Source organism: Parabacteroides vesiculifaciens (assembly GCF_049860805.1).
Lineage (GTDB): Bacteria > Bacteroidota > Bacteroidia > Bacteroidales > Tannerellaceae > Parabacteroides.
In genome coordinates, this window is the sequence record NZ_CP187555.1 from 2,974,357 (window position 1) to 2,995,982 (window position 21,626).

At 45.2% G+C, this 21,626-nt stretch carries 21 protein-coding genes and 4 tRNA genes; 16 read left to right on the forward strand and 9 right to left on the reverse strand.

Annotated elements, in window-relative coordinates:
• Window positions 1-212: 212 nt before the first annotated feature.
• The 4 genes from ACPYIV_RS12045 (at window position 213) to ACPYIV_RS12060 (ending at window position 5,456) form a co-directional block, all read left to right on the forward strand.
• Window positions 213-590 (forward strand): DUF1573 domain-containing protein, encoded by a 378-nt coding sequence (locus ACPYIV_RS12045; protein ID WP_293733803.1) that lies wholly within the window; start codon window positions 213-215, stop codon window positions 588-590.
• Between the two features lie 26 nt (window positions 591-616).
• Complete coding sequence (locus tag ACPYIV_RS12050) at window positions 617-1,732, forward strand: DUF1573 domain-containing protein (protein WP_293740606.1); 1,116 nt, start codon at window positions 617-619, stop codon at window positions 1,730-1,732.
• Window positions 1,733-1,824: 92 nt separating this feature from the next.
• Window positions 1,825-2,925 (forward strand): methylmalonyl Co-A mutase-associated GTPase MeaB, encoded by a 1,101-nt coding sequence (gene meaB / locus ACPYIV_RS12055; RefSeq protein WP_293733801.1) that lies wholly within the window; start codon window positions 1,825-1,827, stop codon window positions 2,923-2,925.
• A gap of 125 nt (window positions 2,926-3,050) precedes the next feature.
• Window positions 3,051-5,456 (forward strand): PQQ-binding-like beta-propeller repeat protein, encoded by a 2,406-nt coding sequence (locus ACPYIV_RS12060; protein ID WP_425883210.1) that lies wholly within the window; start codon window positions 3,051-3,053, stop codon window positions 5,454-5,456.
• A gap of 78 nt (window positions 5,457-5,534) precedes the next feature.
• Here ACPYIV_RS12060 and pfkA read toward each other — a convergent pair whose 3' ends face one another.
• From pfkA to porQ, 4 genes are all read right to left on the reverse strand, one after another.
• Entirely contained in the window at window positions 5,535-6,515 is a 981-nt protein-coding gene (pfkA, locus tag ACPYIV_RS12065) for a 6-phosphofructokinase (protein ID WP_293733799.1), read from the reverse strand.
• Between the two features lie 96 nt (window positions 6,516-6,611).
• Window positions 6,612-7,484 (reverse strand): 4-hydroxy-3-methylbut-2-enyl diphosphate reductase, encoded by an 873-nt coding sequence (locus tag ACPYIV_RS12070; protein ID WP_425883212.1) that lies wholly within the window; start codon window positions 7,482-7,484, stop codon window positions 6,612-6,614.
• Window positions 7,485-7,486: 2 nt separating this feature from the next.
• A complete protein-coding gene (gene cmk / locus ACPYIV_RS12075; protein WP_293733797.1) occupies window positions 7,487-8,179 on the reverse strand; it encodes a (d)CMP kinase in 693 nt (230 codons plus the stop codon).
• A gap of 239 nt (window positions 8,180-8,418) precedes the next feature.
• Complete coding sequence (porQ, locus tag ACPYIV_RS12080; protein WP_293733796.1) at window positions 8,419-9,411, reverse strand: type IX secretion system protein PorQ; 993 nt, start codon at window positions 9,409-9,411, stop codon at window positions 8,419-8,421.
• A gap of 222 nt (window positions 9,412-9,633) precedes the next feature.
• On the opposite strand from porQ, the gene ACPYIV_RS12085 reads away from it, so the two are divergent.
• The 8 genes from ACPYIV_RS12085 (at window position 9,634) to ACPYIV_RS12120 (ending at window position 14,779) form a co-directional block, all read left to right on the forward strand.
• Window positions 9,634-10,323 carry an energy transducer TonB gene (locus ACPYIV_RS12085; RefSeq protein ID WP_293733795.1) on the forward strand — a complete coding sequence of 230 codons (690 nt, stop codon included), beginning with the start codon at window positions 9,634-9,636 and terminating at the stop codon, window positions 10,321-10,323.
• A gap of 65 nt (window positions 10,324-10,388) precedes the next feature.
• Window positions 10,389-11,363 carry a polyprenyl synthetase family protein gene (locus ACPYIV_RS12090; RefSeq protein WP_293733794.1) on the forward strand — a complete coding sequence of 325 codons (975 nt, stop codon included), beginning with the start codon at window positions 10,389-10,391 and terminating at the stop codon, window positions 11,361-11,363.
• Between the two features lies 1 nt (window position 11,364).
• Complete coding sequence (locus ACPYIV_RS12095; protein ID WP_293740611.1) at window positions 11,365-12,150, forward strand: TatD family hydrolase; 786 nt, start codon at window positions 11,365-11,367, stop codon at window positions 12,148-12,150.
• 147 nt (window positions 12,151-12,297) lie between these two features.
• Window positions 12,298-12,385: transfer RNA gene (locus tag ACPYIV_RS12100), tRNA-Ser, on the forward strand.
• 82 nt (window positions 12,386-12,467) lie between these two features.
• Window positions 12,468-13,205 carry a MotA/TolQ/ExbB proton channel family protein gene (locus ACPYIV_RS12105; RefSeq protein ID WP_293740612.1) on the forward strand — a complete coding sequence of 246 codons (738 nt, stop codon included), beginning with the start codon at window positions 12,468-12,470 and terminating at the stop codon, window positions 13,203-13,205.
• Window positions 13,206-13,214: 9 nt separating this feature from the next.
• Window positions 13,215-13,688, forward strand: a complete 474-nt coding sequence (locus ACPYIV_RS12110; RefSeq protein ID WP_293740613.1) for a hypothetical protein — start codon at window positions 13,215-13,217, stop codon at window positions 13,686-13,688.
• Between the two features lie 33 nt (window positions 13,689-13,721).
• Window positions 13,722-14,312 carry an ExbD/TolR family protein gene (locus tag ACPYIV_RS12115; protein ID WP_300761380.1) on the forward strand — a complete coding sequence of 197 codons (591 nt, stop codon included), beginning with the start codon at window positions 13,722-13,724 and terminating at the stop codon, window positions 14,310-14,312.
• The gene (locus tag ACPYIV_RS12120; RefSeq protein WP_293740615.1) at window positions 14,312-14,779 is read left to right on the forward strand and encodes an ExbD/TolR family protein; all 468 of its coding nucleotides are present in this window, start codon (window positions 14,312-14,314) and stop codon (window positions 14,777-14,779) included. The genes ACPYIV_RS12115 and ACPYIV_RS12120 overlap by 1 nt, the downstream gene beginning before the upstream one ends.
• A gap of 69 nt (window positions 14,780-14,848) precedes the next feature.
• Here the strand turns inward: ACPYIV_RS12120 and ACPYIV_RS12125 are convergent, their stop codons facing one another.
• A complete protein-coding gene (locus tag ACPYIV_RS12125) occupies window positions 14,849-15,406 on the reverse strand; it encodes a GNAT family N-acetyltransferase (protein ID WP_425883217.1) in 558 nt (185 codons plus the stop codon).
• Window positions 15,407-15,556: 150 nt separating this feature from the next.
• Here ACPYIV_RS12125 and ACPYIV_RS12130 point away from each other — a divergent pair, with 150 nt between their 5' ends.
• Window positions 15,557-16,030, forward strand: coding sequence for an Lrp/AsnC family transcriptional regulator (locus tag ACPYIV_RS12130; RefSeq protein ID WP_008152579.1), 474 nt, complete (start codon window positions 15,557-15,559; stop codon window positions 16,028-16,030).
• A gap of 67 nt (window positions 16,031-16,097) precedes the next feature.
• On the opposite strand, the gene asnS is transcribed toward ACPYIV_RS12130, so the two are convergent.
• The 3 genes from asnS to purB all read right to left on the reverse strand — a co-directional run bounded on the left by asnS (window position 16,098) and on the right by purB (window position 20,481).
• Window positions 16,098-17,504, reverse strand: coding sequence for an asparagine--tRNA ligase (gene asnS, locus ACPYIV_RS12135; RefSeq protein WP_293734833.1), 1,407 nt, complete (start codon window positions 17,502-17,504; stop codon window positions 16,098-16,100).
• Window positions 17,505-17,570: 66 nt separating this feature from the next.
• Window positions 17,571-19,076 (reverse strand): pseudouridine synthase, encoded by a 1,506-nt coding sequence (locus ACPYIV_RS12140; protein WP_293740618.1) that lies wholly within the window; start codon window positions 19,074-19,076, stop codon window positions 17,571-17,573.
• Window positions 19,077-19,137: 61 nt separating this feature from the next.
• Window positions 19,138-20,481 carry an adenylosuccinate lyase gene (purB, locus tag ACPYIV_RS12145; protein ID WP_425883221.1) on the reverse strand — a complete coding sequence of 448 codons (1,344 nt, stop codon included), beginning with the start codon at window positions 20,479-20,481 and terminating at the stop codon, window positions 19,138-19,140.
• Window positions 20,482-20,650: 169 nt separating this feature from the next.
• Here purB and ACPYIV_RS12150 point away from each other — a divergent pair.
• The 3 genes from ACPYIV_RS12150 (at window position 20,651) to ACPYIV_RS12160 (ending at window position 20,928) form a co-directional block, all read left to right on the forward strand.
• Window positions 20,651-20,725, forward strand: a tRNA-Val gene (locus tag ACPYIV_RS12150).
• A 27-nt stretch (window positions 20,726-20,752) separates the two neighbouring features.
• Window positions 20,753-20,827, forward strand: a tRNA-Val gene (locus tag ACPYIV_RS12155).
• Between the two features lie 26 nt (window positions 20,828-20,853).
• Window positions 20,854-20,928 (forward strand) — tRNA-Val (locus ACPYIV_RS12160).
• Between the two features lie 181 nt (window positions 20,929-21,109).
• Here ACPYIV_RS12160 and ACPYIV_RS12165 read toward each other — a convergent pair.
• Window positions 21,110-21,550, reverse strand: a complete 441-nt coding sequence (locus ACPYIV_RS12165) for a DoxX family protein (RefSeq protein ID WP_293734626.1) — start codon at window positions 21,548-21,550, stop codon at window positions 21,110-21,112.
• Between the last annotated feature and the right edge of the window lie 76 nt (window positions 21,551-21,626).

Genomic DNA, 21,626 nt, shown 5'->3' on the forward strand with positions numbered 1-21,626 from the left:
CGAAGCCAGCTGCATGTGAATCTGCTCCCGCTGGCACTCAGCGAAACCGGCTGCACATGAATCTGCCTCCGCTGAGAGCCAGCGAAGCCAGCTGCACGCAAATCCGGCGTCACCGGTTCCCAGGGAAAGCAGAATTTCATTTTTTTAAAGAGACTAATTCCATCGTAAACATTATCTTTGCATTCTAAACAATAGCTAAATAAAAAGAGAAGATGAAACAGATTATTTTTATTTTTATGGCAATCCTGCTGGCAACAGGGATGGCTTCGGCTCAGAACAAGGCCGTAATCTCGGCAGATGAAACCTCTCATGATTTCGGAACGATCAAGGAAGCGAACGGAAACGTGTCGCACACTTTTAAAATAAAAAATATCGGCGAAGCGCCGTTAGTCCTGACACGTGTCATCGCCTCTTGCGGCTGCACGACACCGGAATGGACCAAAGAACCCATCGCTCCGGGTAAGACAGGCGACATCAAAATCACGTACAACCCGAAAGATCGTCCCGGTCCTTTTGTCAAGACTATTTCAGTGTACAGCAATGGCAAAACCGGTAGTTTTATCCTGACAATCCGGGGAGAGGTAGAATAATAACAGGAAAACTGAATAATCTAAGAATGTTGAACAGAAGCAAACTGGTCTTTATTCTTGCCGGTATACTGTTTGCAATAAGCAGTATATCGGCACAAAATAACGCCCAAATCAGTGCAGACGAGCTGATCTATAACTTCGGTACGATAGGGGAATCCGATGGATTGGCAAGTCACATATTTACGATCAAAAACACAGGTAACGGTCCGCTTGTCATCACGCGGATCACGGCTTCTTGTGGTTGTACACAACCCGAATGGACCAAAGCCCCCATCGCTCCGGGAAAGACCGGAGAAGTCAAAGTTACTTATAACCCGAAAGGGCGTCCCGGCCCTTTTTACAAGACAATCGCCATCTACAGCAACGGCAAGAAAGGCAGCTTCTCGTTAGGCATCAAAGGAAACGTGACCCCTAAAGAGGCTCAACCCATACTAATTTATCCTTACAGCATCGGCGATCTGAAACTGCAAACCAAGAACATCCTTTACAGCACGATCCGCCCGGAAGAGACGCTGGGAGAAAAGATCGGCATTATCAATGAAGGAAAGACATCCCTGAACATTCATTTAGGAAAAACGCCTCACTATCTGAACGTCGTAGCCAATCCGGCTAAACTGGCTCCGGGAGAGACTGGTGAAATATCCATCCTCATGAATGCGAAAGAGGCAAAACGGAAAGGACGCGTGACTGCCGAAATCCCGTTGACCGTCGAAAGTATCGGCCAAAAGAAAGGGAAGGAAAGCTACCTGCACGTTGCCGCCAATATCATAGACGATTTCAGTAAACTGACTGCATCGGAAAAAGCGAAAGCTCCGGTAGCACAACTGTCCGGCACATTGCTCGACTTCGGCAAACTGCCCAATAAAGGCAGCTTTATCCCGTTGGTAGGCGGCCGGGTGAGCGGCACGATCGAAATTACCAACTCCGGCAAATCACCGCTTATCGTCTACAGCGCCACCTGCGATGACGAACGCGTAGCCGTTTCCGGCGGTAAAAGAGAAATCAAACCGGGTACGACAGCCACTTTCAAAGTGACGGTCCGCCCGAAAGAGATAAAAACAAAACTGGAAGCCCTCATCAATTTCGTATGCAACGACCCGAACGGTCCGGTACGGCTTGTGAAGGTAACCGCAGAAAAATAATTAATCAGTTGAAAGGTGAAAGTTGAAAATTGAAAGTTTAATAATCTTTCTCTCCCAACTTTCAACTCTCAACTCTCAACTTTCAATTAAATATGCAACATCCCGAGAACGACGATCTGTACAGAGGATTAAAGGTGAATAAGGGAGTAGCCGATGTACCGACCGTAAATCCTTATCTGAAAAAAAGGATTCAACGCAAAGAATATACGCCCTCCGAATTTGTTGAAGGTATCCTGAAGGGGAACATTACGATCCTCAGCCAGGCAGTGACGCTGGTGGAAAGTTCCAAATACGAACACCAGCAAGTAGCGCAAGAGATTATCGAAAAATGCCTACCGCACGCAGGAAAGTCTGTCCGCATCGGTATCACCGGAGTGCCGGGAGCCGGTAAAAGTACGTCTATCGACGCGTTCGGTATGCACTTGATAGGCGAAGGACGTAAACTGGCAGTGTTGGCAATCGACCCGAGCAGCGAACGCTCGAAAGGCAGTATCCTCGGCGACAAAACCCGTATGGAGGCTTTGTCACGCGAAAAAAATGCTTTCATCCGCCCTTCACCTTCGGCAGGATCCCTGGGTGGCGTCGCCCGCAAAACACGCGAGACGATCGTCCTTTGCGAAGCAGCCGGATTCGACACGGTATTTGTTGAAACGGTCGGTGTCGGACAAAGCGAAACGGCCGTCCACTCGATGGTCGACTTCTTCCTGCTGATCCAACTCGCCGGTACCGGAGACGAATTGCAAGGTATCAAACGCGGTATTATGGAGATGGCAGACGGCATCATCATCAATAAAGCGGATGGCGACAACCTCGAAAAGGCCAAATTAGCGGCAGCCCAGTTCCGCAACGCCCTGCACCTGTTCCCCGCGCCCGAATCCGGTTGGTTCCCGAAAGTATTGACTTATTCAGGTTACTACAATCTGGGGATTAAAGAAATCTGGGACATGGTCGGAGAATATATGGAATTTACCAAAAAGAACGGCTACTTCAACTACAAGCGCAACGAACAGGCCAAGTACTGGATGTACGAAAGCATCAACGACACGCTCCGCGAAACGTTCTACCACAACCCGGCTGTGGAAAACATGCTGAGCTTCACGGAGCAGCAGGTATTGAATAACGAGATCAGCTCGTTCGTCGCTGCCAAACGGATGATGGACCTGTTTTTGGAGAATCTGTCTGCTAAGAAATAAATAGAAATACACAATACCGGTCTTATCCGGTCACAAAGCTGTGTCAAAACAGTCCCGTTCCCGCACTTGACACGGGATCGCATAAGAACTGTTTTGACACACATTCTTTATTAATCTAAATTATCATGGAAAAGAAAAAACTTATACTGCTATTACTAAGTTGTGCGGCAATCACGGAGGCTCATGCAGCCTATCAAGGTCGCGTGTATATAGATTCCAATCAAAACGGGATTTATGACAAAGGAGAGAAAGTTTTAAAAGACGTCCGGGTGTCCGACGGATTAAACGTAGTTAAAACAAATACCGAAGGTGTTTACACACTCCCCGGACACGAACGGGAACGGTTTATCTTCATCACTACTCCTTCCGGCTACAGGACAGACAACCGGTATTACCAACGGATCGAAGGGACGGAACAAGCATACGATTTCGGGCTGCAACCCTGGAAAGGACGCATCAAGCCGGATGGCAATCACAAGTTCATCCATATTTCCGATACTGAAATATTCAATACGGAAAACCAGGAAGACTGGGCGAATAACATCCGGGATTACGCGGCCAATCAGGATATCGCATTTATCATCCACACCGGCGACATCTGTTATGAAAACGGATTGAAGAGCCATATCCATCTGATGAATACGTCCAATATGGACTGCCCGATGTTCTACTGTGTCGGCAACCATGACCTGGTAAAAGGAAAATACGGGGAAGAAGTATTTGAAAATGTCTACGGGCCGGTTTATTATTCTTTCGATTTCGGAAACGTCCATTATGTCGTAACCCCGATGGCAGGAGGCGATTACCAGCCCGGCTATACAAAAGAAGACCTATACCGTTGGTTAAAGAACGACCTGGCGCAGGTTCCGGCAGAAAAGCCGGTCGTCGTTTTCAATCATGACTTGCTGACTTACGGCAATGACTTTGTTTTCGGCATCAACGAGAATGAGAAGGTCAACCTGAACGAACATAACCTGAAAGCCTGGTTGTACGGCCATTGGCACAATCATTTCGTACGCAGGCAAGGAGAAGTCTTAACCATATCGACAGCGACACTCGATAAAGGGGGAATCGACCACTCGACTTCTGCCTTCCGCGTGATAAACGTAGACCGGAAAGGGGATATCCGAACAACCCTCCGCTATACATATATAAATAAGTCCATTGAAATTGCCTCGATCGCAAATGATGCAAGTGCAATGACGGCGGACGGAAAGGTTCCGGTATCGGTCAACACATACAATGCGGTTGCTCCCGCCGTACGTGTCACTTACAGTTGTACCATGGACGGCAAGACTGTCTTGCCGGAAACGCAGCTTACTCAAAATACAGACTGGAACTGGTCCGGAATGGCCAAGCTCCCGGCAGACTGTAAAGGCAAACGTGTTTTCATCACAGCAAAAGCGTTGTTCAACAATGGAGAAATAGCAGTCAGCCGTTCCTCTTTCTTGTCCCAGCCGGAAGAGATTGGCGGAACTCCGCAACTGGCTTGGATCCGTAATGTAAATGCCAACCTGTACTTTTCTTCTCCGGTCGTTGCCGGCGGCAAAGTATATGCCGCTTCTGTCGATGAAGATTTGAAGGGAGAAGGCGCAGTCTTCGCTCTGGATGCAAAGACAGGTGAATTACAATGGAAGTATCCGGTTCGCAACTCCATCAAGAATACGATTGCCGTAGACGAAGGAACCGTCTTCGCGCAGGATGCGGAAGGTTATTTATACGCTATCGATGCACAGACCGGCAGACTTAAATGGGACAAAAAGATGAATGTTGCCGGTCTTCCCGTCCTGGTTGACGGATTGACAGCCGCTAATGGTATTGTCTATGCCGGAAGCGGAAAAGCATTCGGGGCGTACAACGGGAAAACAGGCGAAGCTATCTGGTTGAACAAAGGCTGGCCGCAAGGAGAAGCCACGACATCTACCCCTCTGCTTGCAAACGATGTTATCGTTTCAGGCGCTAACTGGCGGGGCTTCTACGGCAACGATGCAAAAACGGGAGAACTGCTCTGGAAACTCGATAAAGACGGGATCACAGACAGAGGTGCAACGCCGGCTTGTGTCGGCAACCTGCTTTACGTCGCTTCCCGCCAGTCTTTATTCATCATCGACAGCCGTCGGGGAAAGGTGATTGTCCGCAAAGAATTGCCATTCAATGTTCAGGTTAATTCCACTCCATTAGTCACGGACAACCTGATTATTCTCGGAACGCAAACAGACGGTCTGGTAGCACTCGACCGTGAAACATTTGAAGTCAAATGGAAAGCTCAAACTTCACCGGCACTGGTTTATACCGCTCCTTACTCCCGCCATCCCGTCGCTACTATCGAAACAAGCCCTCTGCTTGTCGGAGGTACGGTTTACTTCGGCGCATCCGACGGCATTATCTATGGAGTCGATCCCCAAAACGGAAAAACGACCTGGAAGCACAAAACAGGAGCTCCGCTATTCTCTACATTCACAACAGACGGCAATATGATTTTCGCTACCGACTTCGGAGGGAATGTCTATGCTTTCAGATGCAACAAATAAATAGAGTTGGATTCTATATATAAAAAGCCCCGCGAATGAAATATTCGCGGGGCTTTTTATATGCTTGTTAATGACAAATCAAATAGAAGAAATACGAAGCGTATTCAACAGATCGCGATTGATCGGTTTGTCATTCTTGATTGCTTTGGAGAAAGGAACGTAAACAATTTCATCGTTTTGGATACCCATCATCACGTTACGCTGGTCATCCAGCAATGCATCGACGGCAGCCACTCCCATACGAGTAGCCAGAATACGGTCCTGTGCCGTCGGCGAACCACCACGTTGCAAGTGTCCCAGGATAGAAACCCGTACGTCGAACTGCGGATATTCGCGTTCTACACGTTCGGCAACTCCCATAGCGCCACCGGTCACTTCGCTTTCCGCCACCAGCACGATACTACTGTTCTTGGATTTGCGGAAACCGTTTTCGATCATTTCCGCCAACTGGTCCTTCTCAAGAGAGATTTCCGGGATGATAGCTGCTTCGGCGCCCGATGCAATCGCACCGTTCAAGGCAAGGAAACCCGCGTCACGTCCCATCACTTCGATAAAGAACAAACGGTCATGTGAGGTTGCCGTGTCACGGATTTTATCGACACACTCCATGATTGTGTTCAATGCCGTGTCATAGCCGATCGTAATATCCGTGCCATACAAGTCATTATCGATCGTACCGGGCAAGCCGACAATCGGATAATTAAACTCTTGGGCAAAGATACGGGCACCTGTCAGTGTTCCGTCACCTCCAATGGCAACCAAGGCATCGATACCATGCTCCATCAGTTTGTCGTAGGCCTGCTTACGGCCTTCCGGTGTCTTAAACTCTGCACAACGGGCCGTCTTCAGGATAGTACCGCCACGCTGAATAATATTACTTACGTTCTGAGTCTTGAAATCTTCAATTTCGTCGGTTATCAAACCTTTGTATCCACGATAGATACCCTTAACGGACATTCCGTTGTAAATAGCGGAACGTGTCACTGCACGAATGGCAGCGTTCATTCCGGGAGCATCACCTCCGGACGTTAAAATGCCAATACACTTAACTGCAGACATAGCGTCTTATATTTTATATGTTCGCGGCAAAAGTAATAATTATTTGCCAAAAAGCTGTCTATTTTCCAAAACTTCATCAAATCTTAACCCGAAAAGTCAGCGGTTGGCATTCAACTCACGGATACGCACAGCCACTTCCTCCATCAACCATTTCGGAGTGGATGTAGCTCCACACACACCGACACTGTTCACACCCTCCGGCAGCGGTTCGGTAATTTCCTTCGCCTCCGAGATGAAGACCATGTTCGGGTTTGCCTTCCGGCATTCTTCCAGCAGCATCTTACCATTGGAACTTTTCTTTCCGGCAACAAAATACACCCAATCATGCCTGGAAGCAAACGTCTTGATGTTCGGCAACCGGTTGGCGACCTGGCGGCAGATCGTATCGAAATATTCGAATTGAACTCCGTCCGCAATACGCCGTCGGATTTCAGCCACTACTTCGCGGAACCCGTCCAACGACTTGGTCGTCTGTGAGAACAGGCAGATGTTCCGGTTAAAATCAAGACGGTCGAGGTCCTCCACCTTCTCGATAACGACAGCAGTGCCTTCCGTTTGCCCGACTAAACCGTTCACCTCGGCATGCCCTTTCTTTCCGTAGATCACAACCTGCGTACGGCTATCGCGCGTAGCCACATAACATTTATGGATCTTACGCTGCAATTGGAGCACCACCGGACAGGTCGCATCTACGATCGTGATGTTGTTCTGCCGGGCAATCTCGTAGGTCGACGGCGGCTCTCCATGTGCCCGAAGCAAGACCTTTTCGCCTTTCAGGCGGGTAAACTCGTCGTGCTCGATCGTCCGCAGTCCCGACTCCTCGAGCCGTTCCACTTCCAGGCTGTTGTGCACGATGTCCCCGAGACAATACAACCTGTCCGTATTTTTCAGTTCACGTTCGGCACTTTCGATAGCTGTCACCACACCAAAACAAAAACCGGAACCTTTATCTATCTCGACTTCTATCATGGCTACTCCGCTGTGATTACCTTCTTATACTGTTCCAAAAGCCAAGCCTTCTGCCCGGCAACCGTCATATACGAGTTATCCAGTTCCAATGCATCGTCTGCTTTGCGGAGAGGGCTCTCGGCACGCGTCATGTCGATATGGTCGCGTGTCTTCACATTTTCAAGGACTTCCTCAAAAGAAGCCGCCTCCCCTTTGGCTTTCAGTTCGTCCAAACGCCGCTGAGCACGCACTTCCGGACTGGCTGTCACGTAAATCTTGAGTTCCGCATCCGGGAAAACGACCGTGCCGATATCCCGGCCGTCCATCACGATCCCTTTCGCTTTTCCCATCTCCTGCTGCTTGGCAACCATCGCACGGCGTACAAACCCCAGGGCCGCGATCAGGCTTACCCGGTTGGCGACTTCCATCCCGCGGATCTCCTTCTCCACTTTCACACCGTTCAGATAGGTGTCGGGGCGCCCGGTTTCCGGATTAAAACGGAAAGATATATCGATATCGCCCATAGCGTCCTGCAATTTGTTTTCATCGATTACCCCGTCCATAAAGAATCCATGCTGCAGACTGTACAACGTAACCGCCCGGTACATGGCTCCGGTGTCGATATAGGTATATCCCAGTTCCTTTGCCAAATCTTTTGCCATCGTGCTCTTCCCCGTGGAAGAGACACCGTCTATCGCTATAATTATTTTTTTCATCGCTACATATATATATTAATGTATAGGGAATGCAAAGATAAAACTTTTACCGTTACCCAATAAGAACATCCCGGCAATCCGGTATGTTTTCCTGTCGTTTCCTGCCGAGGGAACTGCCGTTTCCTGCCTGGGGAACTCGCGTTCCCTGCACGGGAAACTTTTGTTTCCTTGGTGAGGAAACTCCAATAGGTTGCTTTATAAGCAATTACAGAAAGGAGAAAAAAGAGAGGAAAAACGCATCAAAAATCGCTAATCGTAGTGGAGATGCTCAGCATCATGGAGAGGGCCGAAGGATGGTATTTGGCAACGGAAAAGCCCACGTCGAACATCCTAATCCGCACACCGGCACCACCGGAGAAACCGGCGAAGGCATTCCCGCCCTGCAATTTCATATCCAATGCCGTTTTAGGATTATATCCGATACCGAGCCAGAAGTTGTCGGAAGGAACATAGTCGACACCGATCACCAAGTGTTTCACAAAAGATTTGAAAAAATTATCCCCTGTATATTCTTTATCGTTATCGTCTATGTAATCGATCTTCCATTTCGTCAGATACTGCGCGGTGAGCGACAAGCGAATCGGTGCATGCGCCATCTGCTTGGTGATTCCCAGCTGGATATCCCAGGGCATTTTCTGGCGCTCGTCTTCATAAGCCTTTAGTTGCGCACCGATATTCTTGAAAGCAAAGCCGAAAGAGAATCCTTTTTCAGAATCATAATAGCTCAAGCCGGCATCGACAGCCAACCCGATCGACGTATAATCCCCGATGCCCGAATACAAAAACTTCAACGAAGCCCCGCCACGCCAGCGCTCGGAAAGGTCATACGAAAAGAAACCGTTCAAACTGATATCCTTTGCCGTAAAATCGCCCGTCGGAAGACCTTCCTCCGACATTCCCCGTATCTTTCCCTGGCTGAAAAACGAAGCTCCCACACCCCAGGCGCCTTTTTCCTTATACGCCTTGGTAAAAAGGGCGCTGCCGACATTAATATCCGATATGTAATTCAGATAATTCAGATTGACCATTTTATCCATCTCGGCTCCCAACAAAGCCGGGTTATGAAAAATCAGGGAAGGGTCCCGTTCGATCAAAGACATCGTATTGCCTCCCATCGCATTGGCCCTTGCCGAAGAAGGATAACGGAGAAAGGTATATCCGGTGTCGCCGGTTTGTGCGACTACAGACTCCAACAAAAAGGAAAAGAAGAGTATAAATAGAATATTTCTCATATTTCTCTGGTAAAATGCATACAAAGATAAATAAATACGGGTATATACGTCCCAATTACAGAAACGGGAAAAAGCCGAAAAAGGTATATGAGAGCTATTATTTTTATTCCCAGTCAAAAAAAAAGTAAAAATAGCGTATATTTAATACGAATTATTCGGATTTAAAAAATAACTCCGTATATTTGTCGCAAAAGAAAAACACATCTTTAAACATTAAGAGATATGGAAGTTAAGAAATCACCAAAAGCGGACCTGGAAAGAGGTAAGACGATGGGTATCCTGATGGGTATGATCGTCGGACTTGCAGTACTGTTCGTTGGCTTCGAATGGAGCGACCGTGAGATCACAATCGTCCAAGATCAGGGCGTTGCTGATATCATCGCGGAAGAAGAAGTTGAAATCACGAGACCGGAGGATACTCCTCCCCCTCCTCCGCCACCCCCTGCACCTGCAGCTGCAGAAGTATTAAACGTTGTAGAAGATGACGTCAAGTTGGACGATGTCGAGATCATTTCTTCGGAAGACGATGCATCATCGGCACAGGTTGAAGCCTATACGCCTCCAGCAGTAGTTGAAGAAGAAGAAGAATCTTCACAGCAGATCTTTACGGTTGTAGAAACAATGCCCGAATTCCCGGGTGGACAGGGTGCTTTGTTGCAATACCTGGCAAAATCTATCAAATATCCGGTTATTGCCCAGGAAAACGGTATTCAGGGTCGCGTATCCTGCTCGTTTGTGGTCAACAAAGACGGTTCTATTGTAGATGCAGAAGTTATCCGCGGAGTAGACCCTTCATTGGATAAAGAAGCTCTCCGTGTGATCAACAGCATGCCGAAATGGTCACCGGGTAAACAGAGAGGTAAACCCGTACGTGTTAAATACACAGTGCCTGTTACTTTCAGACTGCAATAATAACATGTAAATATGACAAAAAAGGCTGCTTCAATCGCAGCCTTTTTTATTTAAACAAAAAATCTATGTTCGCTTTTAATGATATCCTTCAGAAGATAGAGCAGGAAATAGCTCAACTTCAATTCACCTATCCTCCCAAGAGTTTATACGATCCCATCGAATACATCCTTTCACTGGGTGGGAAAAGAATCCGTCCGGCACTCGTACTCATGGCGTGCAACCTATATAAGGAAAATGTAGATGCAGCAATCAAACCGGCATTAGGGCTCGAAGTATTCCACAACTTCACTCTTTTGCACGACGACCTGATGGACGAAGCCGATAAAAGAAGAAACAAACCGACCGTACATAAAGTATGGAATGCCAACACAGCCATCCTTTCAGGCGATGCCATGCTGATCGCGGCCTATCAACTGATCGGCGAAACGGAATCTGAATCATTAAAAGATATATTGAATCTGTTCACCATTACGGCGCTCGAGATATGCGGCGGACAGCAGTACGACATGGAATTCGAATCGAGGACGGATGTGACGGAAGCGGAATACATAGAAATGATCCGGTTAAAAACAGCTGTATTGCTTGCCTGCGCCCTGAAAATGGGGGCCATTATGGGAAATGCTCCCGAAGCAGACGCAGAAGCGTTGTATCAGTTCGGCATCAATATCGGACTGGCTTTTCAGTTGCAGGACGACCTGTTGGATGTCTACGGCGACACGGCCACGTTCGGCAAAAATATAGGAGGAGATATACTCTGTAACAAAAAGACATGTATGCTGATCAATGCTTTCCATCGTGCTTCGGATACGCAGAAAGCCGAACTGAACAGCTGGATCGGCAAAAAGACATTCGATCCGGCCGAGAAGATCGCCGCCGTAACAGCTATTTACGACCAGCTGCGGCTAAAAGAGTTGTCTGAAGAAAAAATACATACATATTATAATCAGGCGATGAAGTGCCTTGCCTCGTTAAGCGTCGCTCCACAAAGGCTGAACATCCTGAAAGAGGTCAGCGCCCGTTTAATGAACCGCCAGTCTTAATATGAAACTGATCGACACACACAATCATCTATATTTAGAAGATTTTGACCCGGAGCAGGACCAATTAGTCACTGCCGCCAAGGAGTCAGGCATAGACACATTGCTCCTTCCGAATGTCGACACGACCACCATCGGGCGGATGCACGATTTATGCGATCGTTATCCTGATTTCGCCTATCCGATGATGGGTTTGCATCCGACCAGTGTGGACGGGCACTATGTTGAAAACTTAAAAGAGACAGAGTCGTGGCTCGGCAAACGAACTTACTGCGGAATAGGAGAAATAGGCATAGACTTATACTGGGACAAAACATATCTGAAAGAGCAAAAAGAGGTATTCGAAGAGCAGCTCAGATGGAGCCTCGATCTCAATTTGCCAGTTGCCATCCACACCCGTGAAGCATATCCGGAAGTTTTCGAATCTTTATATAAAGTGGGAGCCGATGCCCTCACTGGAGTCTTTCACAGTTTTACCGGCAATGAAACCGAGTTGGAAGAAATAAATAAACTAAAAAATTTCAGAATCGGAATAAATGGGGTTATTACATTTAAGAACTCCCGCCTATCGGAAATAATCCGTCAAACAGACATCAATAAAATAGTATTGGAAACAGATGCTCCTTACCTTGCTCCTGTCCCTTACCGGGGGAAAAGGAACGAGCCGGCCTACATCTGGAAAACGGCTGAAAAAGTAGCCCAGACCTATGGACTGACGCTTGAAGAAACCGTTGAAACAACAAGAAAAAATGCTCTAAAACTATTTAAAATCGAGAATAAACCGATATAGTGAGATATTTTAACGCGTATTCAAAATTTATCTGTCAGATATTGTGCATATGTCAGGCAAAAACTATAGATTTGTGCACTGAAACGTTTGGATATGCGATTTTTTTCGTATTTTGCACCCGTTTTAGAAAAGCGGTGACTTGTTTTTGGAGAGATGCTCGAGTGGTTGAAGAGGCACGCCTGGAAAGCGTGTAAACTCCTAAAGGGTTTCGCGGGTTCGAATCCCGCTCTCTCCGCTTTAAGATACCATGATGATTATTAATAACAAAAAAATAAAAACAAATAAGAGAATTATTAATCTTAAAAATTAAACACACAATGAAAAAGTATTTTGCAAAAACATTCATGAGTTTATGTGCTCTTGGAATCTCTTCTGTAGCATTCGCACAAGAAGCTGCCACAGCCGCAGTTGAAGGTGGTATGTACCAGGCATTGAAGACTAAGTTTATCGAAGGTGGTGCCAACTTCATGAGTTTGGTTGCTATCGCATTGATTTTCGGTTTGGCTTTCTGCTTGGAAAGAATTATTTATCTGAACTTGGCTGAAACTAATTCCAGCAAATTGCTGAAAGGTATCGAAGATGCATTGGATAAAGGTGATGTAGAAGGTGCAAAAGCCATCGCTCGTGACACAAGAGGTCCTATCGCTTCTATCGCTTATCAGGGTTTGATGAGAATCGACCAGGGTATCGATGTAGTTGAAAAATCTATCGTTTCTTATGGTGGTGTTCAGGGCGGTCTTTTGGAAAAGAACATGTCTTGGATCACATTGTTTATCGCAATGGCTCCGTCATTAGGATTCTTGGGTACTGTAGTAGGTATGATCATGGCGTTCGATAAAATCGAACAGGTTGGTGATATCAGCCCGACGGTTGTAGCTGGTGGTATGAAAGTGGCTTTGATCACAACTGTAGGTGGTTTGATCGTTGCTTTGATCCTTCAGATATTCTATAACTATTTGTTGAGCAAATTGGAAGCTATCCTGAACCAGATGGAAGATGCTTCTATCACTTTGCTGGACTTAGTTATCAAATACAACCTCAAATTCAAAAAATAACAAACAACTATGGCAGTTACTAAAATAAGAAAAATGTCCAGTTGGACACTGCTGATAGTATCGCTTATCAGTATTGTCGTACTGGGTATGTTCTTCGGCGGAGGAATTACGAATCCGGGAGAAGAAATGATAGAATATGTATACACAGGCCTGTTGCTCAACTGGACCTCTGCATTATTCTTTATTACGATCATAAGCATGGTGCTGTTTGCAATCTGGCAGTTTGTCACATTGCTGACATCTAATCCAAAATCAGCTATTACCTCATTGATTGTTGTTGTAGCTTTTGTTGCCGTATTGTTCATCACTTATTCAATAGGCGATGCCACTCCGCTACAAGGATTGAATGCAGATTCTCAAGAATTTAACACAGCCGGCTGGTTGAAAATTACAGATATGTGGATTTGGACAACAGTAGTTCTGTTGGTTCTGATCGTCGCTTGTGTTATTTGGGGTTCCGTTAAAAGAATGATCAATAAATAATAGTAATAACGAATTCGATTAAACAAGAAAGAAATGGGTAAGAAAAGAAAGACACCGGGTATCAATGGATCTTCCTCAGCCGATATTGCTTTCATGTTGCTTATCTTCTTCCTTATTACTACATCCATGGATACAGATAAAGGTTTGGCAAGACGCTTGCCGCCTCCTGTGCCTAAAGATCAAAAGAAGGATGAACAGGTCGATGTAAATAAGAGAAACTTGCTAGTTGTATTGATCAACAGTAGTAATCAGATTCTCTGCGGCGACCAGTTTGTTGACATCAAGCAATTGAAAGACAAGGTTAAAGATTTTATTGATAATCCGTACAACGACGCTAATAAGCCCGAAAAAGTAGAAGAGGACGTTCCTTTCTTCGGAAAAGTAATGACTGCTAAAAAACACGTAATTTCTTTACAGAATGACCGTGGTACTGAATATCAGGCTTATATCAGTGTTCAGAACGAATTGGCAAAAGCATATAATGAACTGCGTGATGATGTTTCCAAAAAGAAATTCGGAAAAGCATTCGCAGATCTGGAAGAAGATCAACAAAAGGCTGTGCAGCAGATTTATCCGCAAAAGATTTCTGAAGCAGAACCTAAAAATTATGGAGATAAGAAGTAATGGGAAAGTTTAGTAAAGCGGGCGGACGTGAAATGCCCGAATTGAATACGTCATCATTACCTGACTTGGTGTTCGCTTTCTTGTTCTTCATCATGATGGTAACATCTATGCGTGAAGTAACATTGATGGTGCAATTCCGCGCTCCACAGGCTACTGAACTTCAGAAGCTGGAAAAGAAATCGTTGGTTACATTCATCTATGTAGGAAAGCCGACTCAGGAATATCAGGCGAAGATGGGTTCTGAAGCCCGCTTGCAGTTGAACGACAAGTTTGCTGAAGTAGCTGAAATTCAGGACTACATTGCTCAGGAAAAATCCAGTATGAAAGAAGAAGACCAGCCGTTTATGACTGTATCTATCAAGGCCGATCAGGAAACAAAGATGGGTCTGATCACAGACGTAAAGCAGGCGCTTCGTGAAGCATACGCATTGAAGATTAGTTATTCTGCCCGTCAGGCAGCTGAGTAATCTCAGGATATACAAAACAAAAAAGGCGGGGTTTTTATCCCGCCTTTTTTATTGCCCTTTTGTTTCCGATTAGAAGTCTTTCACTCCATAGACATTCTTGTGCAAACAATTCTTCACCTGCTCGAAAGAATGCTCCAGATCTATATTTCCATACGTCATAAGCCGCATCTCAAGCCATTCTCCACCATTCCGGTATGGAGGCTGGTGATAGACATGATTATCCAGCTTAAAGCCCAGACGCTCATAAAAACCGATTCTACGTTTACTCATCTCATCAACAGGCATTTCTACCTCCAAAACGACCGGAGTCCCGCAGAAAGCCAGAAATTGCTTCATAGCCTCAGCCCCGATTCCACCATTACGGGCAGACGGATCGATCGCAAAATGCTCCGCATAGGTATAACCATCGAAAAGCCAACCGGTAATGAAACCCACATAGCGGTTCTCCCTTGACAATGCATACACAATAAATTTCGGTTCATCCTTTACCAAACCGCGAACAAGAGAGAAGTCACGACGTTCTACTTCCGGAAAAGATTCCGTATATGTTTTCTCTATCAAGTCCAATACCGGATCTAAAAAATCTTTTACAGGCCGGCATACTACTACTACTGATTGTAAACTCATAAAACTACAAAATTGATGATTATTATTACAAAAGGAACTTACAAACTAAAATATTCCACTAAAAAATAGAGGTTAATCATTAGATATTATTTATATTTGTATTAAGAATGTAAGACACTGATAATACAGATATACAAATATACATAAATTATGGCACACCATCAACTGGATGAACTCGACGAGAAGATATTAAAACTAATCATAGGCAATGCCCGTATGCCTTTCCTCGAAGTTGCACGGGAATGTAATGTATCAGGTGCTGCAATACACCAACGCATACAAAAACTCACTAATCTGGGTGTAATCAAAGGGTCTGAATTCATCGTCGACAATACGAAAGTGGGCTATGAGACTTGTGCATATATGGGCTTATTCCTCAAATCTCCCGGACAATTCCCATCTGTTACGGAAGCACTGAAAGAAATCCCGGAAGTAGTTGAATGTCATTACACAACAGGGCAATACGACTTATTTATAAAGATATATGCAAAGAATAATCAGCATTTATTAAGCATTATCCATAATAAATTGCAGCCGTTGGGCCTTGCCCGAACCGAATCGCTGATCTCCTTCAAGGAAGCATTCAAACGGCAGATTCCAATCGATCTCGAAGATGAAGATTAAATAAAAAAACTCCGCATAGAACATTCAGAACTATGCGGAGTTTTTATTTTTTCAGTTCCATACGGAATTAGAAATCTGCATTCTTCGGTGTACGCGGGAAAGGAATCACGTCGCGAATATTTGTCATACCTGTCACAAACAGCAACAAACGTTCAAAACCCAAACCAAAACCGGAATGAGGCACTGTACCGAAACGACGAGTATCCAGATACCACCACATATCCTTCATCGGAATACCCATTTCATTGATACGGTTCATCAACTTATCATAATCCGCTTCACGTTCGGAACCGCCGATGATTTCACCGATTTTCGGGAACAATACATCCATGGCACGAACCGTTTTACCGTCTTCATTCTGCTTCATATAGAAAGCTTTGATCTCTTTCGGATAGTCTGTCAGGATTACCGGACGTTTGAAATGGTCCTCAACCAGGAATCGTTCATGCTCAGAAGCCAAATCGACACCCCAATATACAGGGAATTCAAATGTATGTCCTTTTGCAACCGCTTCTTCCAGAATCTTGATTCCTTCCGTATAAGGCAAGCGAACGAAATCTTCTTTCAGCACTCCCTGCAAACGTTCGATCAAACCTTTATCGAACATATCGTTCAGGAATTTGATATCATCCATACAGTTGTCCAAAGCCCATTGTACACAGTACTTAATGAACTCTTCCGCCAGCTGCATATTATCCAGAATATCATTGAATGCCACTTCCGGCTCGATCATCCAAAACTCGGCCAAATGACGCGGCGTATTGGAATTTTCTGCACGAAAAGTCGGACCGAACGTATAAATCTGCCCTAAAGCCGTTGCAGCCAATTCACCTTCCAATTGTCCGGAAACAGTCAGGCTCGCCTGCTTGCCAAAGAAATCGTTATCATAAATGATAGACCCGTTTTCATCCTTCTTCAGATCGTACAGGTTCATGGTTGTCACCTGGAACATCTGGCCAGCACCTTCACAGTCAGAAGCCGTGATCAGCGGCGTGTGAAAATAGAAGAACCCTCTGTCATGGAAAAATTTATGAATGGCATAAGCCATGTTATGACGGATACGGAACACTGCACCGAATGTATTCGTACGCGGACGGAGATGAGCGATCTCACGCAAAAATTCCATCGAATGGCCTTTCTTCTGCAAAGGATAAGTATTCGGATCGGCAGAACCGTAAATTTCTATTTCAGTAGCCTGGATCTCCACATTCTGTCCTTTACCCTGTGACTGCACCAACGTACCGTTTACACTGATACTGGCACCTGTTGTTATCGGCTTCAGATATTCTTCGCCCAACTTATCCACGTCTACAACGATCTGAACATTATTTATTGTAGAACCGTCATTCAGGGCTATGAAACTAACCTGTTTACTACCACGGCGGGTACGCACCCAACCTTTCACATTAACGGTCGTACCGAAAGCATCGCTTTTCAGCACATCTACAATCTTTGTTCTTTTAATTGCTTCCATGTTTATATTTTTATTCTTAGGTAATCAAAACAAGTTAGCCGGCTTTTCCACCGGCTAAACTCCATATTATTCAAAAGCACCCATGCGGAGCGCGTTCACCTCACGTTCGTTCAGATAACGCCACTTTCCACGTCCCAGGTTCTTTTTAGTCAGACCGGCAAAATATACACGGTCCAGTTTAACCACATGATAGCCCAGCGATTCGAAAATACGACGGACGATACGGTTGCGTCCTGAGTGGATCTCGATACCGACCTGGCTCTTATCATCTTCGCTTGCATAACTGATAGCATCAGCATGGATTTCTCCGTCTTCAAGCTCCAGCCCGTTAGCGATCTTTTCCATATCTTCAATAGAAACGTTCTTGTCCAACCACACATGGTAAATCTTCTTCTTCTTGAATGACGGATGCGTCAGCTTAGAAGCCAGATCACCATCGTTAGTCAGAAGCAGTACGCCTGTCGTATTACGGTCCAGACGACCCACCGGATAGATACGTTCCTGGCAAGCGTTCTTTACTAAATCCATAACCGTCAGACGTTCCTGAGGATCATCAGAGGTTGTCACACAGTTTTTCGGCTTATTCAGAACGATATACACTTTACTTTCGATCTGAACCGGTTGATCTTTGAACAACACCTTGTCCTGGCGGGTAATCTTCGTTCCCAATTCGGTTACAACCTGATCATTTACCTGAACAACGCCTGCCTGGATAAATTCATCTGCCTCGCGACGTGAACAAACACCTGCATTAGACAAGAACTTATTCAAACGGATCGGCTCATTCGGATCAGCCAACACTTCCTTATACTTCAACTGCTTCTGGAAGTTATACTTGGCATTCGGATTGTAATCACCGGTACGGCGATTATTGTTCGGACGTCTGCCGTTGTTGTAGCCTCCACGTCCTCCACCACTATTCCCATAACGGTTGTTGTTACCGAATGAAGGTCTGCCTCCACCACGATTATCGCGGTTGTCGTAAGGCGAGCTTACACGGGTATCACCAACACGCGGCCTTCTTTTCTTTACACCATCACCCGAAACGCCATCACTGGACGGAGTGGCTGAATAAGCCTTTCCTCTGTCTTCATAGTTCGGACGAGACGGACGATTGTACGGGCGGTCGTTTCCATAAGAACGATCATTGCCGTAAGAGGGACGATCGCTGCTACCGTAAGAAGGACGATCGTTGTTGCCATAAGAGCGATTACTGCCATAAGAAGGCCTGCTGTTATAGCCACCTTCACGATTAGAGTTACCATAGCTACGGTTTCCACCATTATCGCGGTTATACGGTTTATTGTAACCGCCATCACGGTTATCATACGTACGTGGGCGACTCGGTCTGTCACCATAAGAAGAGCGGTTGTCCCCATAAGAATTATAACCTCCGCGGTCATCCCGGTTAGGACGGTTATATGGTCTCCGTTCATAGTTGTTTCCTTCAGGTCTGTTATAACCTTGATTGTAAGGTCTTCTTTCAGAATCCTGGTCTGTGTTTTCCCGTCTGATACTTGGTATCACCTTTCTTGGACGCGGTTGAGATTCATCTCTTTCTTCTGTGCTCATTTGATGTAAATTAAATGATAATTAACTACTTGGTAACCTCACGGCTACCCATTGTTTCTCACTAAATACCTGTATAATTATGCGGCGTTATCGCCTTTAATTCAGCTTTAACAGCATCACTCACCTGCAGCGTTTCGATGAAATTACTGATCGATGCGGCTGTGATGCCTTCATTCGTACGGGTTAAGGCTTTCAATGCTTCATAAGGTTTCGGATATCCTTCACGACGAAGAACAGTCTGAATTCCTTCGGCCACTACAGCCCAGCAATTATCCAAATCCCGGTACAATGCTTTTTCGTTTAATAACAACTTACCCAGCCCTTTTGTTAAACTTTTGAATGCGATTTCGATATGAGCCATCGGCACGCCAACATTACGAAGGACTGTAGAGTCTGTCAGGTCACGCTGCAAACGTGAAATCGGCAACTTAGTCGCCAGATGCGTCAGGATAGCATTTGCCATTCCCAAATTACCCTCTGCGTTTTCAAAATCGATCGGATTCACCTTGTGCGGCATGGCAGAAGAACCCACCTCACCAGCTTTGATCTTCTGTTTAAAATATTCCATAGAAACATACTGCCAGAAATCACGGCACAGATCGATCAAAATCGTATCGATGCGTTTCATCCCGTCGAAAACAGCAGCCACATTATCATAATTGGAAATCTGTGTAGTCCATTCCTCACGGCTCAGTCCCAGCACTTCATTCACAAACTTATTTCCAAACGCCTTCCAATCATATTCAGGATAAGCCACATGATGTGCATTGAAGTTACCGGTTGCTCCGCCGAACTTTGCAGAAACAGGAGTCGCTTTCAACAGCTTCACCTGCTGTTCCAAACGGTAGACAAACACCATCACTTCTTTGCCCAAACGGGTAGGAGAAGCCGGCTGTCCATGTGTTTTGGCCAACATAGGAACATCCTTCCAGTCTTCAGCATATTTCTTCAACATATCGATTACCTCCTGCAGACCGGGGAAATACACTTCATTCAGTGCATCCTTGATAGACAATGGAACAGATGTATTGTTTATATCCTGGGAAGTCAATCCGAAATGGATAAATTCCTTGTACTTCTGCAAAGACAACAAATCGAATTTTTCTTTGATAAAATATTCAACTGCCTTTACATCATGATTTGTCACACTCTCGATCTCTTTAATACGGGTAGCGTCCTCAACCGAAAACTCGCGGTAAATTTTCCGCAAAGCTTCTTTATTCTCCACAGTCGCTAACGCACGAAGCTGCGGTAAAAATTCAGACAGAGTAATAAAATACTCGATCTCTACCTGCACTCTATATTTAATGAGCGCATACTCTGAAAAGTAAGCCGCCAGGTTCTCGGCTTTATTTCTGTATCGCCCGTCTACAGGCGAAATTGCTGTCAGTGTCGAAAATATCATATACATTATTAATATGGAGTTGCAAAGTTACTATAAATCTTAATACATATAGGAAGAGATGAAGTTTTTTTCTACTTTTTCTCAAAAATATTTGGAGGTAATAAAAAAAGCCGTATCTTTGCAGCGCTTTAGAGAGATAGAGCGTATTAAACTTAATGAATTAATGAAAGGGCGTTTAGCTCAGCTGGTTCAGAGCATCTGCCTTACAAGCAGAGGGTCGGCGGTTCGAATCCGTCAACGCCCACCTTTCATAACGAATTGATTTCACTTTGGGCGTTTAGCTCAGCTGGTTCAGAGCATCTGCCTTACAAGCAGAGGGTCGGCGGTTCGAATCCGTCAACGCCCACTCATTACCAAAATGATTTCACATTCGGGCGTTTAGCTCAGCTGGTTCAGAGCATCTGCCTTACAAGCAGAGGGTCGGCGGTTCGAATCCGTCAACGCCCACCTCTTTTTAAGAGCAATCATGATTACATGGTTGCTTTTTTTATTTTCCCAACCAACACAAAAGCACCTTATTCTCCCACTATTTTTAAGAGAAGGCTAACACAACAAAAAGGCAGGAATAATAAATCCCGCCTTTTTTGTTTCCTTCCGGATGCATATATAGTTTCGCTAGTACAAAACCTCACCGTTTCTTTTTCGATAATGCAGAAGATATGATATGGTCGATAGAAAATTTACCCGGTCCCGTTATATACATCAATATAAATACCACCAGATAAATAAAGGCCAATTCTTTTATAGCAAAGGGATCATTCGCATGTATCACAAAGAAGGCCATCCCCATCGTAAAGATCATTGGGATCAGAGCCAGGCGATAGAACGCCCCGAAGATAAACCCCACGGAACAAAACACCTCTCCGAAAATAGCCAGTCCCAACGACAACGTACTCCCTACACCCAGCGGGTCCGGGAAAGATCCAGACATAGCACTAAAATTCATCCATTTCTGAACACCATGTGAAAGCAGCAATACACCAAAGAGAATACGTAATGCTAACAAAAAAAGGGAAAACGCATTTCCTTCCGGCTTGGAAGGAAAAAGAAATTTATAAACTACTGCCATAAACCTTGTTCTTAATTAATTATTTATTTATAAAACATGAACAAAAAAGAAAAGTTTACGCGTAAGCCAATAAAAA